Raw genomic sequence first — 23829 nt, forward strand, 5'->3', positions numbered from 1 at the left:
GCGTGATTTAGCGCGATCACTTGCTCTTCACTTGCCCTTCACTTGCTTTGGGCGGACGGCAATTATAGGCCCGGCGGAACCCGGCGGCCTGCGCATCCTCCTCGGAGCAAAACCAGCGATCCGGATTGCTGAGCCCCGGGTAACTGCGGCACGCCTGCAAATGATAGATGCCGACATTGCCGGTGACGCGGGCGCGCACGGCGTACTTGCCCTTGATGTTGCAGCTTGCCGGCATCGGCAGGTCGTCCGGGAAGAGCGCAGTACGGATCTGCGTATCACGGTCGGTGGGGCAGGCGTTGCCGAGCAGGGCGCCGTCCTTCTTGCCGAGACGAAAATCGCGCGGCGCCACGAAGCAGCCCTTCCACAGCCCGGCACGACTGTCGTTGGCGGTGGCTTGATCCGGCTTGAATCGGCCAGTGGCCGACGTCTCGACGTTGAGGGCATAGCCCTTCTGTACCATCACTTGGCTGAGGCTGGTTGGGTCGCCCTCGAGCTTGCAGACGCCGAGACGGCGCTTCTTGAAGGTCGGATCGACGCCGATGTCGTCGCAATGAATCGGCTTGCCGCCGATCAGCTTGGTCAGCTGGTCGCGCGCCTCTATCCCGCAGGTCCAGACGTCGGCGTGCTCGTCGATGCAGAGCTGGTCGGCCGCCGGCGCGTCGATGCCGTCGAGCCGGTAAACCGTGTTGCCGAGCTGAACCGTGCCGGCATCCTTGACGATCGCCGTGGTGGAGGGGCTACCGGTCGCAGACAAGGCAGCCGTCGCAGACAGGACGGGGCTCGTGGATAGGCAGGTCAGGAGAAGCGTCGTGATGACCGGATTGCGAAACCGCATTTTCTCACTTCAGATCTTTGGCGGGCAGCCGGACTTCTAGCACACGCAGGTACGATCCAACCAAGTCCCGTTCGCGAGATGATGCGTGCGCGCGGTCACATCCCGATCGGCATTCCGCGGCGTAGAACGGCCCGACATTGCCATCGAAGGGATGCTGGTATGGCCGAGTTCATCATCACCATCATTGCCGATGTCGTCACCGAAATCTCGACCCTGCAATGTCTCGCGCGCTGGCGGCGGAAGAGACAGGCGCCTCAACAGACAGCCTCCGATCAAAGATCCGATTGACTTGATGAGAACAAAATAGGAACATGATGTGCCACCTGAATCCCGGATGCCCCATGATGTCTGCACGGCCCGAATCTGATGACGATGACGGGCTGGAAGCGGCTGTCGATCAGGCCATTTCCGCCTGCGGCGGCAATCTGCGCGCGACCATCCGGGCGCTGATCGTGGCCAATGAATTCCTGGAGAATGAGGTCAGCGAGCTGATGAAAGCCGTCGCGAAGGCGCATTCGCGCGGCCGCTTCAGGACCTATACGGGCTGAAATACCCCTCGGGCTACCGCCAAGGACCGGCCAGGCACAGGCCGAGCATCAGGCCCGGTCAGCATTAGACCGTTGCCTCCGGGGCATTTTGCTGTACCAACGGAGTGGCCCGTGCCGGATTGCGCGGGGAGGAATCCTGCCAAAGCCCACTCAGAAGCCAAGTCCCAAGAAGCCCAAGCAAGAAGAGCATGTTCAAACGAATCCTGATCGCCAACCGCGGCGAGATCGCCTGCCGGGTCATCAAGACCGCGCGCCGTATGGGGATTGAGACGGTTGCCGTCTACTCCGAGGCCGACCGCGATGCGCTGCATGTCGAGATGGCCGATGAGGCCGTGTTGATCGGCCCGCCGGCCGCGGCCGAGAGCTATCTTCTGATCGACAAGATCGTCGAGGCTTGCCGCAAGACCGGCGCGCAGGCGGTTCATCCCGGCTACGGCTTCCTGTCCGAACGCGAGGCGTTTCCGCGCGCGCTGGAGGCGGCCGGCATCGTCTTCATCGGCCCGAACCCCGGCGCCATCGCCGCGATGGGCGACAAGATCGAATCCAAGAAGGCCGCTGCGAAGGCGAAAGTCTCGACCGTGCCGGGCCATCTCGGCGTCATCGAGGACGACAAGCACGCCGTCCAGATCGCCGACGAGATCGGCTATCCCGTGATGATCAAGGCCTCCGCCGGCGGCGGCGGCAAGGGCATGCGCATCGCGCATTCGAAGGCGGAGGTGGCCGAAGGCTTCAACCTCGCCAAGGCCGAGGCGAAGTCGTCGTTCGGTGACGACCGCGTCTTCATCGAGAAATTCATCGTCGATCCCCGGCACATCGAGATCCAGGTGCTCGGCGACAAGCACGGCAACGTGATCTATCTCGGCGAGCGCGAGTGCTCGATCCAGCGCCGCAACCAGAAGGTCATCGAGGAAGCACCGTCGCCGCTGCTTGACGAGCAGACCCGCCGCAAAATGGGCGAGCAGGCGGTCGCGCTGGCCAAGGCCGTGAACTACGATTCGGCCGGCACAGTGGAATTCGTCGCCGGCCAGGACAAGAGCTTCTACTTCCTGGAGATGAACACCCGCCTGCAGGTCGAGCATCCCGTCACCGAGCTGATCACCGGCATCGACCTCGTCGAGCAGATGATCCGCGTCGCGGCCGGCGAAAGGCTCGCGATCGCGCAGAAGGACGTCACGCTGACCGGCTGGGCGGTCGAGTCCCGCGTCTATGCCGAGGATCCGTTCCGCAACTTCCTGCCCTCGATCGGCCGGCTGGTGAAGTACCGTCCGCCGGCCGAGGCCAGCCATGACGGCATCACGATCCGCAACGACACCGGCGTGCAGGAGGGCGGCGAAATATCGATCCATTACGATCCGATGATCGCCAAGCTCGTCACCCATGCCCCGTCGCGCGCCGCCGCAATCGAGACGCAGGCGACCGCGCTCGACGCCTTCTATGTCGACGGCATCAGGCACAACATTCCGTTCCTGTCGGCCTTGATGAACCATCCGCGCTGGCGCGAGGGCCGGCTCTCGACCGGCTTCATCGCGGAAGAATTCCCGAAGGGATTTTCCGCGCGTGCCCCCGAGGGCGAGATCGCGCGGCGGCTTGCGGCGGTCGGCGCTGCGATCGATCACGTGCTGGGCGAGCGCAAGCGGCAGATTTCCGGCCAGATGGGCGGCCGCGTGGTGCAGCGCGAGCGCCGCCGCGCGGTATGGCTCGACCGAGCCGAGATCGCGCTCGATGTGGCGCGCGAGGACGACGCCATCGCGGTGCGCTTCATCGGCACCGACGGGTTGCCGGGCAATCCGCACAATCTGGTGTCCAGCTGGGCGCCGGGCGAGCCGGTCTGGCAAGGTGCCATCGACGGCAATTTCGTCGCCGTCCAGGTGCGGGCCATCAACAACGGCTTCCGTCTCGCGCATCAGGGTTTTGAGGTGCCGGTCTATGTCTTCACCGAGACCGAAGCGACCTCGGCGCGGCTGATGCCGGTGGTCTCGGCCGCCGACACTGGCAAGAAGTTGCTGTGCCCGATGCCCGGTCTTGTGGTGTCGATCGCGGTGACCGAGGGGCAGGAGGTCAAGGCCGGCGAGACGCTCGCGGTGGTGGAAGCCATGAAGATGCAGAACGTGCTGCGCGCCGAGCGCGATGGCACGGTCAAGAAGATCCACGCCGCCGCCGGCGCCACGCTCGCGGTCGACGCGCTGATCCTGGAGTTCGCTTAAGACTCGTCATTGCAAGCGAACCGCAGCAATCCATATCTCCTCAAGCCGTGGATTGCTTCGTCGCTTCGCTCCTCGCAATGACGCGGATGGAGACTGCACCATGGCCTTTCGCAAGCGCCGCGAAGCACTGCGATCGATCCTCAACGGATCAACCTGCATCCGCCCGGGTTCGGTCTATGATGCGACCTCGATCCGGATCGCGGAGGATCTCGGCTTCGAGCTCGGCATGTTCGGCGGCTCGGTGGCCTCGCTCGCCGTGCTCGGCGATCCCGATATTGCGCTGATCACGCTGACCGAGTTCGCCGAGCAGATCCGCCGCATGTCGCGGGCCTCGACCCTCCCGGTGCTGGTCGATGCCGACCACGGTTACGGCAACGCCCTCAATGTCCGCCGCACCGTCCAGGAGGTGGAAGCCGCCGGTGCGGCCGGTCTCACTATCGAGGACACGCTGCTGCCGCAGGCGTTCGGCGAGGCCAAGCCGCAGCTGATCTCGCGCGAGGAAGGCGTCGGCAAGATGAAGGCCGCGCTTGACGGCCGCAGCGATCCGTCGCTCGTCATCCTGGGCCGCACCGGCGCCGCGTCGATCACCGATCTCGACGACGCGATCGCGCGTGCCAGGGCCTATGAGGCGGTCGGTGTCGACGGGCTGTTCTTCACCGGCGTCAAGTCGCGCGGCGAGCTCGAGGCGCTCTCGGCCGCGACGACGCTGCCGATCGTGCTCGGCGGCGCGCCGGAAGAGATGACCGCGCTGGATTATCTGGCGAGCCAGCGGGTCAGGATCGCGCTGCAGGGCCACGCGCCGTTCGCGGCCGCAACCCAGGCCGTCTATGAGACGCTGAAGGCGCTGCGCGATGGCACTTCGCCGAAGCACCTCAAGGGCATCGCCTCGTCCGAACTGACCGGCCGCGTCATGCGCGAGGCGGAGACCAAGGCGCGCAGCGGTGAGTTCCTCGGCCTGAAGAAATGAGCGACGTCATCCGCCACGTCACCATCAGCGGGCGCGTACAGGGCGTCGGCTATCGCGCCTGGGTCGACGAGCAGGCAAGCGTGCGCGGCCTCGAAGGCTGGGTCCGCAACCGCCGCGATGGCAGCGTCGAGGCGGTGTTCGCAGGTCCCGATGACGTTGTGGCCGACATGATCGCGGCCTGCCGGCGCGGTCCGTTCTCGGCGCACGTCGACAGCGTTCAGGCAGATGCCGGCACGCCCGACCTCTTGAACCTGCGCGGGGCAGGCGAGCGGTTCGCTTTCCTGCCGACGCTCTAAGCCGCCGAGATCACCAGCGCCCGAATCTTTCCCTCGATAGGACCGTTGCCGAAGCGGCGTGCCAACGCCTCTGCCACGCGCTGCGTCGCAGCCTCGAGGTCCGGTTGACCCTGCGCCTCGATCTCACCGCGCATCGGCGTGCCTTGACAGTAGGCGATGGCGGCATCCTGTGCCGAGCCGGCAAGACTGCGATGGGCGACCAGCTCGATGGCAATGTCGCGAAAGCTTGCAGCGGCCAGGTCGGCGCGGATCCGTGCCGGATCGTGATAGCCGTGCGGCGTCCGAGCCATGAACTGCGGCGGGTTGCTCGGAAACACCCGGAACATCGTCTGCTGCATCACGTCGGCGAAATCGTTCTCCCCGATCTTGTCCCAGACATTGAAGAAGTACCGTCCGCCGGGCCTGATCACACGCCGCGCCTCGGCGTAACCCTTGACGCGGTCGGGGAAGAACATCGCGCCGAACTGGCAGGCGACGATGTCGAAGCTCGCATCGCCGAAGGGCAGTGACAGCGCGTCGGCCTGCTGCCATTTGATGTTCGCTTTGCCCGCGAGGTGCGTCTTCGCCTGCGCCAGCATCGGCTCGTTGAGGTCGGTCGCGGTGATCGTCGTATCGGGCAATTCCGCAGCCAGGACCGTCGTGACGGCACCGGTGCCCGCCGCGATCTCCAGCAGGTCGCGCGGCCGGTGGCCCTTGATGCGCTGCGCGAGGTCGCGGGCATAGGGCGCAAAGATCATCGGCACCATGAGCCGGTCGTAGAGCTGTGGAACCGATCCGGCGAAGACCTTGTCGGAAAGGGGGGCTGTCATATGCGTTCCCTCGAAAAGGCGAGTGGCCGGGCCATCACGGGCGGAAGCCGCGACCGAAATATGGACCAGCGAGCCGCTCCGGCCAATGGCTCGAATGGTGTGCCCCGACGCCTGTTCTGCAGCCGGCCGGAGCTCTTGACTTCTGCTCCGAATTGTCTGATATTTCTGTCATGACAGAAATAACCGCCAAGAAGAAACTTCCTGCCGCTGTCGAGCGCTTCATCCTGCATTGGGGCGACATGGGCGACGAATGGGGCGTCAACCGCTCGGTCAGCCAGATCCACGGGCTGCTCTATCTCGCCGAGGCGCCGATGACCGCCGAGGACATCGCCGACACGCTCGGCATGGCGCGCTCGAACGTCTCAAACTCGATCAAGGAGCTGTTGTCCTGGGGCCTGATCCGGCGGGTGCCGATCCTCGGCGATCGCCGCGACCATTTCGAGGCCGAGACCGATATCTGGGAGGTCGCAGCCAAGATCGCCGCCGGGCGCAAGGAGCGCGAGATCGATCCGGCGCTGGCGGCGCTGCGCGCCTGCGTCTCCGACGCGGCCGACGATCCCGCCATCAGCCCGCTCGCCAGCAAGCGGCTGAAGGAGATGCTGACATTCACCGAGCTGGTCGACCGCTGGTACACGCAGATGCTGAACGTGCCGCGGCCGCGCCTGGTCGCGCTGGTCAAGCTCGGCGAGAAGATCGTGAGTTTCCTGCCCACAGGCAGAGCCAAATAGGGGCGACGGCGTAACGGGAGTGTGCGATGACGTCAGCAAGGATATCCACCTTAAAGACAGCGCCGGCTTCCGATACGAAACTGCTCGACGATCATCGCTTCCGCGCATTGCTGTCCGACGAGGATTGGGGCCGCCTGCCGGTCGCGATCTGGCGGCGCTTCTCGAAGCGGTTCGAGGACGGCAACACCGTCGTCTATGTTGGTGAGGTCGAGGAGGCCTCGAGCAGCCGCGCCGGCTGGTGGCTGGCACAGGCCGCGCGGCTGATCGGCGGCCCACTTCCGACCGGTACCCAGACCCGTGTGCCCATGATCGTCACGGTCACCGAGGACGCCGCGAGCGGCGGCCAGATCTGGACCCGCATCTGCGCGCGCCGCGACGGCTTTCCGCAGGTGATCCGTTCCGCCAAGCGCTTTGCCGGGCCGACCGGGCTCGAGGAGTATGTCGGCTTCGGCGTCAGCATGGCGCTGCGCATCGCGGTCGAGCACGAGGCGCTGGTATTTCACAGCGTCGGCTATTCGTTGCAGTTCGGTCCGTTTCGCTTGCCGCTGCCCGATTGGCTCACGCCCGGCGATCTTACCGTGACCCATTCCGATCTCGGCTGCGGCGACTTCCGCTTCACGCTGGAGATCATCCACCCGCGTTTCGGCCGGCTGATCCGTCAGTCCGCCGTGTTCAGGCAGGCTTCGTCATGACGCCGCTGCTTTGGACCCTGGTCGCCATCCAGATCGCGATGGGCGCCTTCGACACCTTCTATCACCACGAATTCACCGAACGGCTGGCGTGGCGGGCGTCGCAGCGCCATGAGCTGCAGCTGCACAGCGTGCGCAACATGCTCTATGCGCTGCTGTTCCTGGTGCTCGGTTGGCTCGAGGTGCACGGCATTCTCGCGCTGGCCATCATGGCCGTGCTGGTCATCGAGGTTGTCATCACGCTGATGGATTTCGTGGAAGAGGATTTGAGCCGAAAGCTACCGCCGAGCGAGCGGATCAATCACACGCTGCTCGCGATCAACTACGGCGCCATCCTCGTGCTGCTGGTGCCGGTCCTGATCGGCTGGGCGATGCTGCCAACGGCTGTGGCGCCGGCTTATGCGGGTCTGCTTAGCCTGTTCGCAACCGCCGCGGCCTTCGGCGCGGCGCTGTTCGCTGTGCGTGACTTCGCCGCCGCCAGGCGGCTGGGACGGATGTCCAACGGGCCGGCCGCCGCCCTGGTCGAGAAACTCCCGGCGCGGCAGATCGTGCTCGTCACCGGCGCGACCGGTTTCATCGGCAGCCGTCTCGTCGCAAGTCTCGCTGTGTCGGGTCATCAGGTCATCGCGCTGATCCGCAATCCGGCAAAGGCCGAGATGCTGCCGCCGCCGGTGACGTTGATTACGAGCCTCGACCAGTTGCCTGCCGGCACAGGGATCGACGCCGTCGTCAATCTCGCAGGCGAACCGATCGGCAACGGTCTGTGGACGGAGGCCAAGCGGCGCAGGATCATCGCCTCGCGGATAGACATGACGGCCGACGTCGTCAGGCTGATCGCGCGGCTCGAACGCAAGCCGTCGGTGCTGGTGAGCGGCTCCGCGATCGGTTGGTACGGTCTCTGGCAGGACCAGGTGCTGACGGAGTCGGCGAAATCCCACGCCTGCTTCAGCCACGAACTGTGCGAGGCCTGGGAGAACGCGGCGAAGCCGGCCGCCGATCACGGCGTGCGCGTGGCGTATTTGCGGATCGGTCTCGTGGTCGGCACCGATGGCGGGTTCATCGCGCGGATGCTGACGCCGTTCGAGTTCGGTCTCGGCGGACCGCTCGGTTCGGGCAAGCAGTGGATGTCATGGATCGAGCGCGACGATCTGGTGCGCCTGATCGCACATGTGATCGCGAAGCCGGAGCTCTCAGGGCCGATCAACGCGACGGCGCCGATCCCGGTGACCAACACGAAATTCACCGAAGAGTTGGGACGGCGCCTGCACCGGCCCGCGATCTTCCGCGTGCCCGCCGCGCTGCTCCGTGCCGTCGGTGGCGACTTTGCCAACGAGCTGTTGCTCGGCGGTCAGCGCGTGCTGCCGAACAAGGCGCTGAGCAACGGCTTCGTGTTCCGGCACGAAACCTTGCGTAGCGCATTCGAGGCGATCTTGTGAGGAGGGCGAGATGTCGAGCACTTGTTCCCGCGCATTCGGAAGTTGGCTCGCTGGATGCGGAGCGGCAACTGCGGTTCTCTCCGGCGTTGCTCAGACGCTCCTGATGGTCGCATCCGGCGGCGACATCATGAGGCTGCTGGGAGGCGCCATCGCGCTTCTGCTTCCCTCGTTTCTAGTCTTTGTCACCACATGTCTGCTGACCGCGGTTCCCGCAGCTATCGCGATCTGGCTAAGTGAGCAGTTCCAGATCCGAGGCGCCGGGTTCTTTGCCGGCACAGGCGCTACGATCGGTGCGTTTTGTATCACGGTGCTGCTGCGGTCTCCAGTCGTCTGGACATCCGGACTTGTCTGTCTGTTTGCGGCCGCCGGATTTGTCGCGGGCCTGACTTACTGGTTTGTCTTGAGACAGCTCGAAGCCGCCGAGCATTCGTTGTGATGCCGGGGAGCTGTGCCGCACTACGCCGCAGACGCCACGCTCCGGAACGTTGCAGCCAGCGTCCGCAACGCCGCGAGCTTCGCGGGATCGCTGACCTTCGAATGCAGCACCACCTTTGAGGCGCCGAGCCGCGGCAGCTTGTGCGCGGGTCCGATGTCGATCAAGCCCGGCGGCGCAATGCGGCGGACGAGGGGAGCAACCGCAAGGCCCGCGAGCGCGGCAGCCGCTACCGCCGTAACGCCGCCGCCGACGAAGCTTTCGGTCCATTCGATGCCGGCCTTGTCGAGCGAGCGCACGGCGAGCGCACGCACGCCGCAGGGCGGCGCCAGTGTAGCGAGCGGCAGCGCATCGCCGCGCGGCCAGACGAAGCGCCTGGCGGCGAACCAACCGAATTCGTCTTCGGCCAATTTCTCGCCGCCGCGACGGCTGCCTTCCTGACGGACGATCACGGCATCGAGCTCGCCGGCATCGTAGGCGTCAAGCATCTCGCGCGAGAAGCCGATGTTCACGGAAAGTGCGAGCTGCGAGGCCATCGCGTGCAGCCGTTCCAGCAGCGGCACCAGCTCCGCGCCCGCAGCGTGATCGCTGATCCCGAGTGTGAGCTGTTGCCGCGCCGGCTTCTCGCCGGACAGCGCGCGGTCATGCACCTCGATCAGCGCGCGGGCGTGGTGCAGGAAGGCCGCGCCGTCAGCGGTCAGCCGCACCGCGCGCGGCGAGCGTTCGACCAGCCGCTTGCCGAGTACGGTCTCGAGCCGCTGCAATTTCATGCTGATCGCCGCCTGCGTGGTGCCGCGCGCCTCGGCAGCACGGGTGAAGCCCTGCAGCTCAGCGACCAGGAGGAAGGCCTGCACGGTGTCGATATCGAGCGTCGCGGTCATGATCAAAGATCGTTATCATTGCTATACATATAGATAAGATACCAAGATGATGCGAAAAGGTCTAGCTAAAGACGGCGCGATTGACCGCGCCGACCGAATTCAAGGAGACCGATCATGCCGCTCATCACCGTCACCTACGCGACCTCCCGCGAGAGGCCGTCGCTGAAGTCCGACATCGCCGCCGCCGTGTCGGATCTGACCGCGGGGATTTTGCAAAAAGACCCCAAGGTCACCGCGATCATCGTCAAGTCCGCTGATGCCGCCGACTGGTTCGCCGGCGGCAAGTCGCTCGCCGAGCAAGGGCTCGCGAGCTACTGGCTCGATGTCCACGTCAGCGAAGGCACCAACACCAAGGACGAGAAGGCGGCCTATCTCGCCGCGCTGTTCAAGCGGATGGGCGAATTGCTCGGGCCGCTCCACACCGAGAGCTACGCCCATGTCGACGAGGTGAAGGGCGATGCCTACGGCTTCGGCGGCCTGACTCAGGAGCGCCGCTACATCGCCGGCAAGCTTGAGGTCGCGCCGCAGAAGGCGGCGTGAGCCTTACACGGTGGCTTCCGGCAGGCGCGCAGTAGTGTCGCCGAACACCTCGGCAAATGCCTGCCGGAGCGCGATGTCGACATCGGCCATCGTGACCGGCAGTCCAAGATCGACCAGCGAGGTCACGCCATAGCGCGGATCGACGACGCCGCATGGCACGATGGCCTGGAAGTGCGAGAGGTCGGGCTCGACATTGATCGCGATGCCGTGGAACGAGACCCAGCGGCGCAGCCTGACGCCGATCGCAGCGATCTTGTCCTCATGTCCTGGGCCTTTATCCGGGCGTTTCACCCAGACCCCGACGCGGTCCTCGCGGCGTTCGCCGCGGATGTTAAAGGCGGCGAGCGTGCGGATCATCCATTCCTCCAGCGAGGCGACGTAGGCGCGCACGTCCGGCCTGCGCCGCTTGAGGTCGAGCATCACATAGGCAACGCGCTGGCCCGGGCCGTGATAGGTGACCTGGCCGCCGCGGCCGCTCTGGAAGGTCGGAAAGCGCGGGGCAAGCAAATCGTCGGGCTTGCCACTGGTACCGGATGTGTAGAGCGGCGGATGCTCAAGCAGCCACACCAGTTCAGGTGCTGAGCCGGCGGCGATCGCCGCCACCCTTGCGTCCATTGCGGCGAGAGAATCGGGGTAGGGCACCTGACCGTCCGCGATCAGCCACTCGACCGCTTGGCCGCCCACAGGGTGCGCAAAGGTCGTCAAATCGAGGCGTTGGCGGTCGTTAACCATTAGCTAACCCTAACGTGGTCAGGTGAAACCACAATTTAGTTCCGGTTCGGCGGTTCAGAAGTGCCCACGCTCGATAAAGTCAGCGTCGATCTCATGGTGGTTCTCGGTACCACCACCATGCCGATTCACCAGGTCATGCGGCTGTCCCGTGGCGCCATCATCGAACTGGATGCCACCGAGGCCGACGAGGTCAAGATCCTCGCCAACAACCTGCCGGTGGCCAGCGGCGTCGTCCTGGTCGATCGCAACCGGATTGCGGTCGAGGTCAAGCAAATGCTGCCGAAATCTCCCGGGGTTCGCAGTTAATTTCACGCATCAAGCGCCTTGTCCCTGCATCCGTGATTTGTTACATGGCCCCCTCGATGCGGCGGCGCCTTAGGGTTCCATCCGACATCCTTAGCGCTCGTGGCGGAATTGGTAGACGCGCTGCCTTGAGGTGGCAGTGGGTAACACCGTGGGGGTTCGAGTCCCTCCGAGCGCACCACACTTGGAATTTCCAATTGAAATTGTTGCGGTTTTAGCGCCCATGCTCCCGGTTCGGGATGTGGGGCAACGTCGAACGGTGGAGTTCAGGTCCGCTTCCGTCCTGCGCGGAAGCCCACCATAACGACGCCCGCCCAGGTGAATCACCCCCGGCGATTCTCCCCCTGGACTCGCTATCTTCCGTCCTTCGTCGGCTGGTCGAAGATCGACGCGACGGGGCGGTCGTTCACCGTTTCCACCAACGGCTGAAGTAAAGAAACAGCATCGCGCCGGCGATTGCGGGGCCGCCAGGGAACGGCAGGACGGCGAGTGCCGCGACGATGACCAGTGCCGTAATGAACCATGGCTGCTTTTTCCCGCTTGGTGCCGACGGGGCCGCAGCCTGCACCGCGCGCGTCACGCTCGCTGGCGGTGGCGGAACATTGGGCATGCGCGGGGAGACCGGCGCTGCGGTGCGCGCTTGCGCCGTCCGCTTCTTTTCGTCCTGTCGTGCCAGCGCGACCAGCACCGGGTCCGGCGGTGGCGGCGGCCGCTCGGCGGGATTCCATTGCCGGCCCGGCGGCGTCTGGCCGGCGGCTGCGGCCTTGCGGAATGCGGTGCGCGTCGGGCGCCGCGCAGAAGGGACGGATCGATATTGCGCGGCGAGGCGCTGTGCTCGTTGCAATAACGGCGTGCCGCTTTCCGGATCTACCATCGCGGCGAAATGGCCGAAGCCGAGCAGCGACCGGATCACGTCCTTGCCGGGCCCGAAGTGCTTGCCGGCCGGTCCGTGGCGCTCGACCTGCTGCAGCACGGCGCGGTAACGGCGCAGCAGCTCGCGCGGCACGGCTACCGCCTCGTTGACGGTGAGGCCGGTGACCTCCTGGCGCGTCGAGCGGCGCATCACGCGCGTCTTGTCGGGATGGACCTTGAACCCTTCGGCCTCGACGATGCCGTGCACGGCCTTGAGCAAGGTGCCGATCTTCTTCAAGGCTTCGCCCGAGCCGGAGAAGGTCAGATCGTCGGCGTAGCGGCTGTAGGCGAAGCCAAGTGTGCGCGCGAGCCCGACAAGACGTCGGTCGAGCTTGCGGCAGATCAGGTTGGTGATCGCCGGGCTGCTCGGCGCGCCCTGCGGCAGCAGCCGGCGGCCGTCGGCGACGAAGTGGCGTTCACCGTCGAGCGTCACTTCGTCGACCATTGGCTCGGTACACAACAGCGCGAGCGGAATCGCGATAGCTTCAGCATAGCCGAGCGCCTCGAACAGGCCCTTGACCCGCGCGTAGGTCAGGGTCGGGAAGAAATCCTTGAGATCGAGATTGATCACCACGTCACGGCCGACATGGTTGCGTGCACTGGTCAGGATGGAGCGCTGCGCTGCAAAGCCGTGCGCGGCATCATGGAGCGGCACCCGCGCGAGGATATTGTCCAGCACCCAATATTGCGCGCGCTTGAGACGCGGCATCGGCGCCGAGATCAACCGCTCGCCGCCGCTCTTCTTGGGGATCGTGAAGCGCTGATAGTGGTTGACCGACGCCACTTTTCTGTTGAAGGCGAGGAAGCGCAATTCGCCCAGCGTTATGCCCATCGCGTCAGCCAGTGCCTTGGCATCGGCGAGCGGAGGCAGGCCGTCATGCAACGGCGTGGCGGTCGTACGGTTATGCAGGCCGGGCGAGACGTCCTCGCCGAGATAGAGCACGTCGCGCTTGCGCCGATCATACCAGGCAAAGGCCCGGCTTTGACGTGCCTCCGCGTTGCGACGCTTGGTCTCCTGCCGCCGCGCCATCGCTTCGGCCTTGCGGCGCTTGTGCATCTCCTTCAGCGCCCGCTCGGGATCTCCGAGCATGGCGTTCTGACGCTGCAACTCGGTGAGTTCGCGCATCGCGTCTGCGCGGGCGCGGATCACGTCCGCGGCCGGCGCAGGCGCGTCTTCGCCGTCGGGCCAGAAACCGAGCCGGATCATCTCTTCGAGGATGACCTCGTCCTTCGACGACTGGCGGATGCGGTCGTAGAGTTCCTGACGCGTCAGCGTGCCGGGAGCAACGGTCTCGTTCATGCGGCCAGCCCTCCGCTCAGGAGGGCGGCGGCGGTCTTGCGGAGGGGGATCGGAAAGGGCGCAGGCCGGGTTGCCTTCGTCTCTTCTAAGAACTGGATCGATCCACTCGACGCCGGGGCGTTCACCCGTACGCAATTGGGTTCAAGGAACCCATTCTGCGATTGCGTACGGGTGGACTGCCCCGGCCCAGTGGAGATCGGGCCAGTGACGCGTGCGTGGTCATGGTGCAAGGACGGCGATACGCCGCCCGGATTGCAAGGTCCTGACCGGCCTGCGCCCTTCCGAATGCAGTGATACGCGAATTGTCGTGGCCGGTTCAAGCCGGCTCTGCGGATGGCAGCTCTCATGTCACTCATGCGATGGCGGGCCCGTCCTGGGCGACGCCCTCGACTTGCGAATGGAATATCCGTCGCAATGCGAGCATGTGTTCGCAAGGGCCGCGCATCATCTTGTTGTGCCCGTAGAAATGACAGCTGCACCGCGCCTCGACGAGACGGTCGTCATCGTCGATGACGAGATTCACCTGCTCGGTGCGGGCGTTGTCGAGCACGCTGCCGTTGATCGCGCGAACGCCATGGTTGCGATCGATATTGCCGATCGTCACGAGGTTGGCGTTGATCAGGCGATCGGCTTTCTCCTCCTGCGCGCTGGCGAAGCGCAACTGGGCGGGGGACAGCGGCTCGCGCGTCAGCTCGCGCAGGCGGTACAGCGACTTGTCGAGGTCGAACATCACGCGGCCGGCCTGGGTGTAGGCCGTCAGTGCCGCATGCACGAGCGCCTGGTCGACGCCGGTGTGCTGCGCCAGCTCAGCGGCGGTCGCCGCATGCGACTTGCCGAGCGCCGCGAAAACGCGTTGGGCGGTGTCGTTGTCGATCCTGTGGCGTGGCGCGAGCAGGTCGAATTGTCCGGCGGAGGACCAGTCGTTCGCGGTCCAGCCGGACAGGCCGAGCGTGAAGCGCAGACCGCCGAAGTCGACCACGAAGAACGATGGCAGGCCGGTCCCGGTCAAATGCACCCGCACCGACCGCGCCAGCGGCAGCGCCCGTCCGAGGATCGCAAGCCGCCGGCGGCCCCAGATGCGGACCTCGGCGGGTGACTTGCCGCGATAGATCGAGCGGCGGAAGGTGAGCCGGTCGTGCCACGGCTCGATGACCACCTCCACCGGCGCATCCGGCTTCAGCACGAAGCGCAGCGAGCGCGGGCCGGCTTGTTCCTTCCTCTGCGCGAGGCGGGTGAGGATATTGGCCATGTCCACCGGATGCAGGTCGAACACATGCGCCGGCAAGGTCATGGCGCTCGACACTTGCAGGAAGCCGCGCACCCAGCTGTCCGGCAGATCGATCTTTTCCTCGCGGAAGTCGAGGTCGTCGCCGGTTTGCACCTCGAATCCGGACGGGTCGATGGTGAGCGTGGTGTCGCGATAGGAGCGGATCTTCTGGAATTCGTCGTAGAGGGCGTGGCTGTAGTCGATATTGGTGGTGCCGAACGCCATCTCGCCGAGGCTCTCGAACACGTCGTGGTCGCACGACAGCCGCCCGTAGCTGGATTCGTCGAGGCTGAAGCACTCGAAGAAGATCTCGTCGGGATGCACCGTGATCACCGGGTCGAGCACGATCCAGGCATCGCGGTTCTGCTTGTAGAGGTAGTTGAAATAGGATTGCCGCGCGGCCCAGAAGGGCTTCATCAGCCGATCGCGCTCGCGGTCGAAGCCGCGGATGCGGTCCTGCAATTCCGCGATGCGCGGCTTGAGCGCCGCGGACTGCGCCGTCGCCTCGGCGAGGAAATTGGCCTCGTTCTGCTTCAGCCACTCGAAATAGGCGGTACGGTCGCGCGGCTTGAAGCGCAAGTCCGACACGACGACATGATGCAGTGCAGAGATCGCCTCGCGGAACGCAAGATGGCGTGCGACCTTGCCGGTGAAGAATGTCGGCTGGCGCAGCGTGTCCGGCGCGAAGGCGAACGACGACGAGGCGGCATCGGACGAGGCGCTGGTGCTGCCGAGAAACCGATATGCGAAATTCATGCGGCGTTTCCGCTGGTTTGCGAGCCGCCGCCCGGCAACGTCCGGCCGGCGCGCGCCACGGTGACGGGCAGCGTGAGATCCGGCCAGGCATGCGCGATGTCGCGCAGGATGATCAGCGCCGGCGCCTTGTCGCGCAGAGTCACGCTGAGCGTGAAGTCGTGCAGCAGCTGCGCGATCGCGGCGGCGCGGTCCCGGTGCGCCAGCGCCTCGTTGCGCAGCGCCGTGAAGATCCGGTCCTTGGCGATGCGCCCGCGGTTGATCTGCATCAGGATGATGCGGGCCTGCGTGAGGAATTTGGCGAAGATCGCTGCATCCGCCAGCGAATCGCCTGTGATCAGCTCGGTGACGAAGAGATGGAAGCTGCCGGAGGGGTGCTCCAATACGCGCCCCAGCACCTCGGCGACATCGCCGTCAGCGAGGCTGCGCCGCAGCAGCAGGCGAGCGCCGTCCTGCACCGCAGGCACGGTCGAGTCCGCCATCACTGCCAGCGCCGCCGCCGGCAGCGCGTTGCTGGGCCATGCCGTGAGGCGGTTCACTGCGACGGTTCGTACATCGTCCCATTCGCTCTCGACCAGCAGCACGGCATTTTGTGGGTCGGCGCGGAAGCGGGGCTCGTCGGTCGCAAACGCGTGCAGCGCGAAGCGGCGCACGGTGGCGAACGAATGGTTGCCGAGGCGGGCGAGCTGACGGACCGAGAAGCGCGACGCGTCGCGGCTCTCCAGCAGCTTTGCGCCCAGCATGCGGGCGCCGGCCGCGCGCGCCTGCAGCAGGCGCCACAGCGTCCCGTCGTCGATTGCAGCCGCTGCCTGCGGCAAGGCCTCGACGAAGAGGGTGACCATGTCGGCGGCATGGCCTTCGACCGGCTCAGTGCGGAAGAAGCCGGCCATCAACGCATCGCGCAACCGGATGGCGAAGGCCTCATCGGTCGCCGCGAGGCGCGCAACGAGCGGCCGCGCGGCCGCTCGCAGCCCTGTGTGAGCGCCGGTGGCCGCCAATGCGATGCCATCGCGATGTTGCGCGAGCGCGGCGTCGTCGAGCCGTGCCAGAAGACTCATCGAGGCAATACGAATTTCCGGCGCGTCGGCCTGCAGGATCGCCAGCCAGAACGCTGTCGGCAGGTCGTCAGGCCGCGTCGGTGTCACCGCGATCAGCTGGATGCTGGCCGCCTGCACGTCAGGGCTGGCGTGGCCGGTCAGACTTTCGATCACCTCCGGCTGCAGCGGGCAGTCGCGATCAGGCCAGAGCTGTGGCAGCAGCGCGAGAGCCGCGGCGAGGCCGGCGCGCAGCGTGTCGTCGAGTTCGGCCGGCAATTGTGCGAGCCAGGCAGCGAACGCTTCCGTCGCACGAGCGCGTTGGTCCCGTGAAGGCGCTCGGTCGCGCAGCCAGCCGCGCGTACGGCCTTGCACGTGCTCGTCCGGACTCGTCAGCGCGGCGCGTGCGAGGGCGGCATCGGCAAACGGCCAGTCGGGGCGGTCGTCAATGGCACGGATGGCCAGGTCGCGCATGTCAGGTGCGGGCGCCTGGAGCAGGGCGGCGATCAATGCCGCATCGGCCTTGCCGGCATCGATCAGGCGCCGCGCGATCGTGGCCGCGAGCGCACTGACCTCGGGATAGGGCGAGGCCAGCAGGCCGCCGATCGCAGCCACATCCATCGCATCGGGCCGCGGCGGGCCCTGCCGCAGCGCCCCTGCCGCGAAGCGCGCGGCCGCATGATTGCGCGCCAGCGTCGCGATCCGCAGCAGCCGCTGCGGCTGCGCATCCCATAGCGCGGGGAAGGCTTCCTCGCGCTGCACGGGCGTGCGCGTGCCGACATGGCGATGGGTGAGAGCCTTGTCATTGAAGCGGCTGGTCTGGCTCCCGGCATAGAGCAGGTGGCTGACGCTCCAGACACGGCTCAGCGCCTCGGCGGAATGGGGAACGGAACGAAAGCTGCCGTCGATGCGGACATGCTCGGTCCACGTCGCCGGCTTGATGCCGTCGGCGTCGGTGAAGGCGAGCAGGAGTTCGCTCGCCATCGCCGTGAAGGCGTCCTGTCCGAGCTCGGCGCGCTTGCGCAGCATGCGCCAGGCGCGCCGCTTGAAGTAGAACAGGGTCTGGTCGGACAGCGCGATGCGCGGAGCCGCGCTGTGCTGTTCCTCGCTGAGCTTCATCGCCTGGCGCGAACCGGGTACCCAGACGCGGTCGTTGTGGACCCGGCCGCGATAATACATCGGCGTAGCCAGCTCGAACTGCCGTGCAGTCGCGGCGAACAGCGGGCCGTCGTCGGTGAGATCGGCATACTTGAACAGGCGCCGCAGCACCTGCATGTAGGGCGGCCGCGGGCTCATCGCATGCACGGCCGCGAGCAGCGTCTTGCGCGCGGAGTCGTCCGCGAGCGCGTGGTGGGCGAAGGCAATGAGGAACTGATTGGCGAAGCCCGGTTGCGCCGAGTTCGCCGCGAGCAGGGCCTGCGTCAGGCCCGCGCCATTGCCGTTCGCCAGCGCCGTCTCGATATCGCGTGTCGCTGCTGCATCGGTGGTTCGCGGCAGCGACCGCCGCGGCGACGATTGCCGCGCGCCCATCAGGTCGCTTGCGAGGGCATAGGCGGCGTAGTCGCGCGTCACCGGGCTGACGTTGTGGTCAGCGCAGCTGCGCAACAGATCGGCGGCGTCCGCACCGCCACAGCGCGCCAGCGCATACACGAGGCTGTAACTCGCGTTGGTCGCGCCGATCTTCTCGGCGAAGGCGGCGAGTTGGGGATAGGCGGCGGTCAGCCGGATCACGCCGAGGCGCCAGAACAGGCGGTCGCGCTCCTTCTCCGGCCACGAGCTGCGCGCGCAGATCGCGAGCTTCCTGAGCAGTTCCGTGTCGCGACCGGTAGGATCGACGTCGGCGTCGGGAACGGTCAGCGCTGGAGCGTCGCCGTCGATGCGGCGATAACCATCGTTGATCTTGGATACGACGACACTGTCGAACAGCTTCTCGGCGTTCGGGCGGGTAACTGGCGACGGAGTCTTCGTTCCATCCCTCAACGAGGTGCCGCGGCGGCCATATCTAAAATTGACGAGATATCGTGCGTCGCTGTCGGCGCGTTCCAGATCGACCAAATCTACTTCATAGAGCTTGTCAGATCTGCCTTCCTTCATCCAGAGGCGAACGGAACGAACGGTTTGCATTGACCACCCTGGGATGTCCGGGGCCGCCTACATCGCAAGCCGGCCGCGCCGCGTCAATGGGCCGACGACCCGCGCGCCAGCCATGCTGGTCGAGCCGGCTGGTGACGTGAAGCTGTGGTCGATGCCGTCCTGTAACACCGATCGGGTAGAGTAGCGGATGCATGGCCTTGCTGGTATGTCGCTGCCGACCACAGGCTGCCTCTTCCGATCGCGCGGCCCACCCGGAGTGCCTGATGATCTTTGCCAGCTACGCCTACCGTAGCCTCTCCAACTTCGTGTTCCTGGGACTGGTCTATTTCACGCTCAACCTGCTGGAGAAATATGAGCAGCGCGCGACGGTCGCGATCCTGGTCCTGGTCTATGCAACGATGCATGCCCTCTCGGGCCTGCGCTCGTTCTATTTCTTCCAGCGGATCGAGCGCCTCGAAGGCGAGACGCGGCGGCTCGCGGCTGCGGCCGGTGAGGGGCCCAATGCGGTGGCCTCGCGCAAGCAGATCGTCGCCGATGTCACCGAGCTCAGGCATGCCGGCGAGATCAAATCCTATATCGACATCTTCTTCCTGGCGCTGGTGATCCTGCTCTGCGTCGCCAAGATCGTGGTCAGCTAGGTCGTGCGCTAATTTAGTCCGGCATGCGCTTGCTGGCCGCCGAGGCCTCGGCGCGCGGGGTGCGCTTGGCGACATGGAGCGACGCATTGCTTGCGGCCAACGGTGCAACCCGCAAGGGCGCGCCGTGAAGCTGGCCCGGAGCCGCAGCGGGGATCTGATGCGCAGCCTGCCTCGGATGCCTCGTCTGACCCGTGGAGATCGCCTGCGCGCGCGGTGCGCCGGCCACGGGGGCGGTTGCCGCGCGCCGTGCGAGGCGGCGATCGGCCGCGGTGCGGGCCGCGAGCAGGGTCAGGTCCAGCGCTTCGGGAACGCGAAACACGTCCGCCGCGGGGGTGGGCAGCGTGGAGACCGGCGCGGGCTGCGAAAGCTGTGGCTGCGGCCACTGCGTGCGCACGGATGCGCCGACGCGCGCGCGCTGCGCGTGATCGAGGATTTCGGCGTCGCGCCAATCCATGTCGGCAAGCACCGGGGCCGGCAGCGTCCGCGTTGCGGTGAACACGAAGTTGGGAATTTGGGGCCAGCGCGTGATCGCGACCGTCTCGGTCGGGGGACGCATGAACCATTGCTGCGGCTCGGTCGGCGTCGCCGGGCGGTCAGCCGTTGCCGGCACGACATGGACGATGCGGTAGCCGCGCTCCTTCAGCGTGTTGAGGATGCGCGGCAGGGCCGCGACGGTGCGCGGCTGGATGTCGTGCAGCAGCAGGATGCCCTTGTGCTTGGCCTCGATCCGCTGGATCGCAAGATCGTAGACCCGCTGCGGCGAGATGTGGCGCCAGTCGTCGGCCGGGAAATCGGCGCTCCAGACCTGGATGCCCTGTGACGCAAGATAGGCTTCGGGGATCTCGGCGCGCATCAGGCCGGGGATCCGGAAGAACGGCGCCAGCTTGCTCTTGTCGCCGTTAAGCGCCGCGAGCGTCGAGGCGATGCCGTCGTCGACCTCCTGCCGCACCTTCTCCAGCGGCATCTTGTTCATCGTCAACGGATGGTTCTGGCTGTGCGTGCCGACGGTATGCCCGGCGGCGATCAGCTTGCGCACGCCCTCCGGATTGAACCGGGCCTGGGAGCCGATGGTGAAGAAGGTCGCCTTGACGCACTGGCTGGCGAGGATGGCCAGCACCTGATTGCTGTATTTCGGCAGGGGGCCGTCGTCGAAGGTCAGCACCACCTCGTGGTCGGCGAGCGGCAGCGTCTCCGGATACTGCATGGTGCCGATCCGCGGATGCTCCCTGGGGTCGACGACAATGGTCCGCGAGGTGCCGAGTGCGTTGGGGTTACCCGGGCAATCCGCGGCGAGACCGGCCTGCGGCGTCATGAAGCAGCAGCCCAGTAGCGCCGCGCCCATCACGGTCCGCGACCGCTTCCGGATCATCACCACAGCGTTTGCAATCATCAATCTCGGCCGTATTCCGAACGCACTGACGAATCCTTAAGGACGGCCCCATGAATGCCACCTTAACGGTCTGTAATCCACCTTGGGTGCCGGGTTCAACGTGTCCGGTCGGACACGGTCTTCATCGCGGCCGGCACGATGTGGACGACGTGATAATTATGCTCCTGCAGGTATCTTAGGAAAGCAGGGAGCATCTCGGCGGTCCGCATTTGCGGGTCATGCAGCAGGATAATGCCCTTGCGGTGGCCTTCGAGCCGCCCGGTGAGCAGCTTGAGTTCCTCCTCGGGAGTCATCTTGTTCCAATCGCTGGCCCAGAAATCGGCTCCGAACACCGCGATACGGCGTTTTTCCAGGCGCTCGAGCAGGGCGGGCGTCGACTCGAAATAGGGGAACCGGAAGAACGGCGTGCTCGGGACCGTGCTCGCGGTGCCGCGCAGGGCGATTTGGACCGCTTCGATCCCTCGATTGATGTTCGCCTCGGCCTGGTCCGTCGGCATCTTGTTGAGATGCGGGTGGTCCCAGCTGTGATAGCCGATGCTGTGGCCGAGCCGTGCGATCTTCCGGACCATGTCGGGATGATCGGCTGCATTGCGGCCGACCATGAAGAAGGTGGCCTGCACGCATTCGGTTGCCAGCGCCGACAGCACCTTGTCGGTGACGCCAGGTGTTGGTCCGTCGTCGAAGGTCAGCACGACCTCGCCATCCCGTAGCGGCAGGGTCTGCGGAAAGCTCTTCAGCCCGACGCGCGGATAGGTCGCAGGGTCGACCTCGAGCACACGCGAGGTGCCGAGCGCGTCCTTGCGTGGGCATTCGGCGGCCTGCGCCAAGCTGAACATTGCAACAGGTGCGAGCGCCATCAGCGCCGCGACAATGTTGAGGATCGGTCGCGGTGCGCTCGACATCTTTCTCATTGCACTGGCCCCCACCGATTAGGTAATCCGTTCCGCACTCATCCAACCAGTTTTTCTCCTCCTGTCAAACCGGCGAAACACGGCATGGCCGAGAATATCGACGTTGCCGAACCCGCCGAGGCCGACCCGCTCGCCGGGATGCCGATGCGGGACGAGGAAGGCCAGCTCCGCCCAGAATTCGTCGCTGGGATCACCCGGGCGATCCATGCCGCCGACCGACCGCTGCTGTGCGAGGTGGTGGCGGAACTGCATGAGGCGGATCTCGGCGACCTGATCGCGGCGCTGGAGCCGGACGACCGCGTCACCTTGGTCGAGATCACCGGCGCGGATTTCGACTTCTCGGCCCTCAACGAGGTCGACGAGACGGTCCGCGAGGAGATCCTCGAGGAACTCGAGCCGGAGACCGTTGCCGAGGGCGTCCGCGAGCTCGAATCCGACGACGCCGTCGAGTTGCTGGAGAGCCTCGACGAGGAGGACCAGGAAGAGATCCTGGAGAAGCTGCCGGCGGCCGAACGCGAGGACATCGAGCGCAGCCTGCTGTATCCGGAGAATTCCGCCGGCCGGCGGATGCAGACCGAGTTCATCGCGGTGCCGCCGGACTGGAATGTCGGGCAGACCATCGACTACATGCGCGACACGCCCGATCTGCCGGAGCGCTTCTACGAGATCTATGTGGTCGACGCCGACAGGCACTTGCTGGGCGCGATGGCGCTCGACGTGCTGCTGCGCGCGCGCCGCCCCGTTCCGGTCAAGGACCTGATCGACGAGGACCGCCGCCGGGTCTCTGCGCTGGAGGACCAGGAAGAGGTCGCGCGGATGTTCGGCAAGTACAATCTGGTCGCAGCTCCGGTGGTCGACACCACCGATCGGCTGGTCGGCGTGATCACCATCGACGACGTCGTCGACGTGATCGAGGAGGAGGCCGACGAGGACCTCAAGGCGCTCGGCGGCGTCACCCATCCCGAAGAGCTGTCCGACACGGTCTGGACCATTGCCCGCGGCCGCTTCAACTGGCTCTTGGTCAATCTCGCCACCGCGTTCCTGGCATCCTCGGTGCTCGGCCTGTTCGAGGGCCAGCTCGAGAAGATGGTGGCGCTCGCGGTGCTGGCGCCGATCGTGGCCAGCCAGGGCGGCAATGCCGCGACCCAGACCATGACGGTCGCGGTGCGCGCGCTCGCGACCCGCGAACTCGGTGCATTCAACGCGATGCGGGTGGTGCTGCGCGAGACCATGGTCGGGCTGGTTAACGGCATCGCCTTTGCGGTCATCACCGGCGTTGCCGCGGTGGCCTGGTTCAAGATCCCCGGTCTCGGCCTCGTGATCGGGCTCGCCATCATCTGCAACCTGGTCGCCGGCGCGCTCGGCGGCATCCTGATCCCGATGGTGCTGGAACGGGTGCGGGCCGACCCGGCGGTGGCCTCCGGCACCTTCGTCACGACCGTCACCGACGTGGTCGGCTTCTTCTCGTTCCTCGGCATCGCCACGCTGTGGTTCGGCTTGAAGTAAGCCGGCGCCCGCGGGCTCGCTTATCGTTAATCGCGCCTTAACGCGGTTGGCGGATGATGCTCCTATCTCCAAAGGGGCCATCACGGGGGCTCATCATGCAGCGGTTGCGGCTCAAGGCGGACGGACGGATCGTCGAATTGCGCGACGGGCAGGAAATTCCGCTCGCGGTCGCACATCCGGCCGGGGTGGCGGTGCAGCCTTCGGCTGCGCAACCGGCTGTGCGCGATCTGCGCCGCCGCGCCCAGCTCACCCAGCTCGAATTCGCCGCCAAGCTCGGCGTGCCGGTGGAGACGATCCGCAACTGGGAGCAGGGCAAGCGTGCGCCGCGCGGACCGGCCCGCGCGCTGCTCGCGGTGATCGCCCATTCGCCGGAGACGGTGTTCGCCGCGCTGTCGAGCGAGCCGACCTCGGCGTGAGCGGAGGCGGTGTGCTCCGCCATCAGTGTCAGCCAGTTGATCGGGTTCACGCGCCACATTCGAAACCATCGTCCCGGCTTTCGCCCTAGGGTACGACACTGAGTGTGTCTGAGCGCGCGGCGTGGTCTTGCGGGAGCAGCGCTAACCTCCCGCCCAATCTTATGGGACTTGCCAGCGAGGCGGTTTGGCCGTCTTAATCGAAGGATT

23 protein-coding genes and 1 tRNA gene are annotated in these 23829 nt (G+C 66.1%); 15 read left to right on the top strand and 9 right to left on the bottom strand.

The genetic code is table 11. The features are described 5' to 3' along the window. Window positions 1-16: 16 nt before the first annotated feature. Window positions 17-835: a thermonuclease family protein gene (locus ACVISU_RS38940; RefSeq protein WP_050405573.1), complete on the bottom strand. Its 819-nt coding sequence runs from the start codon at window positions 833-835 to the stop codon at window positions 17-19. A 159-nt stretch (window positions 836-994) separates the two neighbouring features. On the opposite strand from ACVISU_RS38940, the gene ACVISU_RS38945 reads away from it, so the two are divergent. From ACVISU_RS38945 to ACVISU_RS38965, 5 genes are all read left to right on the top strand, one after another. After that, window positions 995-1123: a hypothetical protein gene (locus tag ACVISU_RS38945; protein ID WP_283807390.1), complete on the top strand. Its 129-nt coding sequence runs from the start codon at window positions 995-997 to the stop codon at window positions 1121-1123. A 53-nt stretch (window positions 1124-1176) separates the two neighbouring features. Continuing rightward, the gene (locus tag ACVISU_RS38950; RefSeq protein WP_456710987.1) at window positions 1177-1383 is read left to right on the top strand and encodes a hypothetical protein; all 207 of its coding nucleotides are present in this window, start codon (window positions 1177-1179) and stop codon (window positions 1381-1383) included. A 188-nt stretch (window positions 1384-1571) separates the two neighbouring features. Further along, window positions 1572-3587: an acetyl-CoA carboxylase biotin carboxylase subunit gene (locus tag ACVISU_RS38955; protein WP_456710469.1), complete on the top strand. Its 2016-nt coding sequence runs from the start codon at window positions 1572-1574 to the stop codon at window positions 3585-3587. Window positions 3588-3687: 100 nt separating this feature from the next. Continuing rightward, window positions 3688-4554 carry an isocitrate lyase/PEP mutase family protein gene (locus ACVISU_RS38960; RefSeq protein WP_456710470.1) on the top strand — a complete coding sequence of 289 codons (867 nt, stop codon included), beginning with the start codon at window positions 3688-3690 and terminating at the stop codon, window positions 4552-4554. Further along, window positions 4551-4850: an acylphosphatase gene (locus ACVISU_RS38965; RefSeq protein ID WP_456710471.1), complete on the top strand. Its 300-nt coding sequence runs from the start codon at window positions 4551-4553 to the stop codon at window positions 4848-4850. The genes ACVISU_RS38960 and ACVISU_RS38965 overlap by 4 nt, the downstream gene beginning before the upstream one ends. On the opposite strand, the gene ACVISU_RS38970 is transcribed toward ACVISU_RS38965, so the two are convergent. Next, window positions 4847-5659, bottom strand: a complete 813-nt coding sequence (locus tag ACVISU_RS38970) for a class I SAM-dependent methyltransferase (protein ID WP_456710472.1) — start codon at window positions 5657-5659, stop codon at window positions 4847-4849. The two genes, ACVISU_RS38965 and ACVISU_RS38970, sit on opposite strands and share 4 nt — an antisense overlap. Before the next feature lie 170 nt (window positions 5660-5829). Between ACVISU_RS38970 and ACVISU_RS38975 the strand changes: the two genes are divergently transcribed. From ACVISU_RS38975 to ACVISU_RS38990, 4 genes are all read left to right on the top strand, one after another. Continuing rightward, entirely contained in the window at window positions 5830-6387 is a 558-nt protein-coding gene (locus ACVISU_RS38975) for a GbsR/MarR family transcriptional regulator (RefSeq protein WP_456710473.1), read from the top strand. A 26-nt stretch (window positions 6388-6413) separates the two neighbouring features. Beyond that, the gene (locus ACVISU_RS38980; protein ID WP_456710474.1) at window positions 6414-7079 is read left to right on the top strand and encodes a DUF4166 domain-containing protein; all 666 of its coding nucleotides are present in this window, start codon (window positions 6414-6416) and stop codon (window positions 7077-7079) included. Beyond that, complete coding sequence (locus ACVISU_RS38985) at window positions 7076-8512, top strand: TIGR01777 family oxidoreductase (RefSeq protein WP_456710475.1); 1437 nt, start codon at window positions 7076-7078, stop codon at window positions 8510-8512. The genes ACVISU_RS38980 and ACVISU_RS38985 overlap by 4 nt, the downstream gene beginning before the upstream one ends. A gap of 103 nt (window positions 8513-8615) precedes the next feature. Then, complete coding sequence (locus ACVISU_RS38990; RefSeq protein WP_456710476.1) at window positions 8616-8948, top strand: hypothetical protein; 333 nt, start codon at window positions 8616-8618, stop codon at window positions 8946-8948. A 20-nt stretch (window positions 8949-8968) separates the two neighbouring features. On the opposite strand, the gene ACVISU_RS38995 is transcribed toward ACVISU_RS38990, so the two are convergent. Continuing rightward, window positions 8969-9826: a LysR family transcriptional regulator gene (locus tag ACVISU_RS38995; RefSeq protein ID WP_456710477.1), complete on the bottom strand. Its 858-nt coding sequence runs from the start codon at window positions 9824-9826 to the stop codon at window positions 8969-8971. 114 nt (window positions 9827-9940) lie between these two features. On the opposite strand from ACVISU_RS38995, the gene ACVISU_RS39000 reads away from it, so the two are divergent. Continuing rightward, window positions 9941-10366: a tautomerase family protein gene (locus tag ACVISU_RS39000; protein WP_456710478.1), complete on the top strand. Its 426-nt coding sequence runs from the start codon at window positions 9941-9943 to the stop codon at window positions 10364-10366. Window positions 10367-10369: 3 nt separating this feature from the next. On the opposite strand, the gene lipB is transcribed toward ACVISU_RS39000, so the two are convergent. Then, window positions 10370-11098, bottom strand: a complete 729-nt coding sequence (gene lipB / locus ACVISU_RS39005; RefSeq protein WP_456710479.1) for a lipoyl(octanoyl) transferase LipB — start codon at window positions 11096-11098, stop codon at window positions 10370-10372. Between the two features lie 60 nt (window positions 11099-11158). Here lipB and ACVISU_RS39010 point away from each other — a divergent pair, with 60 nt between their 5' ends. Then, window positions 11159-11404, top strand: coding sequence for a FliM/FliN family flagellar motor switch protein (locus ACVISU_RS39010; protein ID WP_021080574.1), 246 nt, complete (start codon window positions 11159-11161; stop codon window positions 11402-11404). 93 nt (window positions 11405-11497) lie between these two features. Next, window positions 11498-11582: transfer RNA gene (locus tag ACVISU_RS39015), tRNA-Leu, on the top strand. Between the two features lie 225 nt (window positions 11583-11807). Here the strand turns inward: ACVISU_RS39015 and ACVISU_RS39020 are convergent. From ACVISU_RS39020 to ACVISU_RS39030, 3 genes are all read right to left on the bottom strand, one after another. Further along, complete coding sequence (locus ACVISU_RS39020) at window positions 11808-13613, bottom strand: reverse transcriptase family protein (RefSeq protein ID WP_456710480.1); 1806 nt, start codon at window positions 13611-13613, stop codon at window positions 11808-11810. Between the two features lie 352 nt (window positions 13614-13965). Further along, complete coding sequence (locus tag ACVISU_RS39025; RefSeq protein ID WP_456710481.1) at window positions 13966-15636, bottom strand: SWIM zinc finger family protein; 1671 nt, start codon at window positions 15634-15636, stop codon at window positions 13966-13968. Beyond that, window positions 15633-18791, bottom strand: coding sequence for a hypothetical protein (locus tag ACVISU_RS39030; RefSeq protein WP_456710482.1), 3159 nt, complete (start codon window positions 18789-18791; stop codon window positions 15633-15635). The genes ACVISU_RS39025 and ACVISU_RS39030 overlap by 4 nt, the downstream gene beginning before the upstream one ends. Window positions 18792-19024: 233 nt before the next feature. Here ACVISU_RS39030 and ACVISU_RS39035 point away from each other — a divergent pair, with 233 nt between their 5' ends. After that, a complete protein-coding gene (locus ACVISU_RS39035; RefSeq protein WP_456710483.1) occupies window positions 19025-19399 on the top strand; it encodes a hypothetical protein in 375 nt (124 codons plus the stop codon). Window positions 19400-19412: 13 nt separating this feature from the next. On the opposite strand, the gene ACVISU_RS39040 is transcribed toward ACVISU_RS39035, so the two are convergent. Next, complete coding sequence (locus ACVISU_RS39040; RefSeq protein ID WP_456710484.1) at window positions 19413-20789, bottom strand: polysaccharide deacetylase family protein; 1377 nt, start codon at window positions 20787-20789, stop codon at window positions 19413-19415. Window positions 20790-20884: 95 nt separating this feature from the next. After that, the gene (locus ACVISU_RS39045; RefSeq protein ID WP_456710485.1) at window positions 20885-21700 is read right to left on the bottom strand and encodes a polysaccharide deacetylase family protein; all 816 of its coding nucleotides are present in this window, start codon (window positions 21698-21700) and stop codon (window positions 20885-20887) included. Between the two features lie 84 nt (window positions 21701-21784). Between ACVISU_RS39045 and mgtE the strand changes: the two genes are divergently transcribed. Continuing rightward, complete coding sequence (mgtE, locus tag ACVISU_RS39050; RefSeq protein ID WP_050399806.1) at window positions 21785-23206, top strand: magnesium transporter; 1422 nt, start codon at window positions 21785-21787, stop codon at window positions 23204-23206. 95 nt (window positions 23207-23301) lie between these two features. Beyond that, window positions 23302-23622, top strand: a complete 321-nt coding sequence (locus tag ACVISU_RS39055; protein ID WP_456710486.1) for a helix-turn-helix domain-containing protein — start codon at window positions 23302-23304, stop codon at window positions 23620-23622. Window positions 23623-23829 lie beyond the last annotated feature (207 nt).

The organism is Bradyrhizobium sp. USDA 4452 (assembly GCF_054063575.1).

Excerpts from the sequence above, each read along its gene's own strand:
- ACVISU_RS39030 (WP_456710482.1), bottom strand. The coding sequence starts at position 18,791 with ATGCAAACCGTTCGTTCCGTTCGCCTCTGGATGAAGGAAGGCAGATCT.
- ACVISU_RS38955 (WP_456710469.1), top strand. The coding sequence starts at position 1,572 with ATGTTCAAACGAATCCTGATCGCCAACCGCGGCGAGATCGCCTGCCGG.
- ACVISU_RS38980 (WP_456710474.1), top strand. The coding sequence starts at position 6,414 with ATGACGTCAGCAAGGATATCCACCTTAAAGACAGCGCCGGCTTCCGAT.
- ACVISU_RS38945 (WP_283807390.1), top strand. The coding sequence starts at position 995 with ATGGCCGAGTTCATCATCACCATCATTGCCGATGTCGTCACCGAAATC.
- ACVISU_RS39040 (WP_456710484.1), bottom strand. The coding sequence starts at position 20,789 with ATGATTGCAAACGCTGTGGTGATGATCCGGAAGCGGTCGCGGACCGTG.
- ACVISU_RS39055 (WP_456710486.1), top strand. The coding sequence starts at position 23,302 with ATGCAGCGGTTGCGGCTCAAGGCGGACGGACGGATCGTCGAATTGCGC.
- ACVISU_RS39000 (WP_456710478.1), top strand. The coding sequence starts at position 9,941 with ATGCCGCTCATCACCGTCACCTACGCGACCTCCCGCGAGAGGCCGTCG.
- mgtE (WP_050399806.1), top strand. The coding sequence starts at position 21,785 with ATGGCCGAGAATATCGACGTTGCCGAACCCGCCGAGGCCGACCCGCTC.
- ACVISU_RS39035 (WP_456710483.1), top strand. The coding sequence starts at position 19,025 with ATGATCTTTGCCAGCTACGCCTACCGTAGCCTCTCCAACTTCGTGTTC.
- ACVISU_RS38985 (WP_456710475.1), top strand. The coding sequence starts at position 7,076 with ATGACGCCGCTGCTTTGGACCCTGGTCGCCATCCAGATCGCGATGGGC.
- ACVISU_RS39045 (WP_456710485.1), bottom strand. The coding sequence starts at position 21,700 with ATGAGAAAGATGTCGAGCGCACCGCGACCGATCCTCAACATTGTCGCG.
- ACVISU_RS38950 (WP_456710987.1), top strand. The coding sequence starts at position 1,177 with ATGATGTCTGCACGGCCCGAATCTGATGACGATGACGGGCTGGAAGCG.
- ACVISU_RS38970 (WP_456710472.1), bottom strand. The coding sequence starts at position 5,659 with ATGACAGCCCCCCTTTCCGACAAGGTCTTCGCCGGATCGGTTCCACAG.
- ACVISU_RS39025 (WP_456710481.1), bottom strand. The coding sequence starts at position 15,636 with ATGAATTTCGCATATCGGTTTCTCGGCAGCACCAGCGCCTCGTCCGAT.
- ACVISU_RS38960 (WP_456710470.1), top strand. The coding sequence starts at position 3,688 with ATGGCCTTTCGCAAGCGCCGCGAAGCACTGCGATCGATCCTCAACGGA.
- ACVISU_RS38965 (WP_456710471.1), top strand. The coding sequence starts at position 4,551 with ATGAGCGACGTCATCCGCCACGTCACCATCAGCGGGCGCGTACAGGGC.
- ACVISU_RS38940 (WP_050405573.1), bottom strand. The coding sequence starts at position 835 with ATGCGGTTTCGCAATCCGGTCATCACGACGCTTCTCCTGACCTGCCTA.
- ACVISU_RS38995 (WP_456710477.1), bottom strand. The coding sequence starts at position 9,826 with ATGACCGCGACGCTCGATATCGACACCGTGCAGGCCTTCCTCCTGGTC.
- ACVISU_RS38975 (WP_456710473.1), top strand. The coding sequence starts at position 5,830 with ATGACAGAAATAACCGCCAAGAAGAAACTTCCTGCCGCTGTCGAGCGC.
- ACVISU_RS38990 (WP_456710476.1), top strand. The coding sequence starts at position 8,616 with ATGGTCGCATCCGGCGGCGACATCATGAGGCTGCTGGGAGGCGCCATC.
- ACVISU_RS39020 (WP_456710480.1), bottom strand. The coding sequence starts at position 13,613 with ATGAACGAGACCGTTGCTCCCGGCACGCTGACGCGTCAGGAACTCTAC.
- lipB (WP_456710479.1), bottom strand. The coding sequence starts at position 11,098 with ATGGTTAACGACCGCCAACGCCTCGATTTGACGACCTTTGCGCACCCT.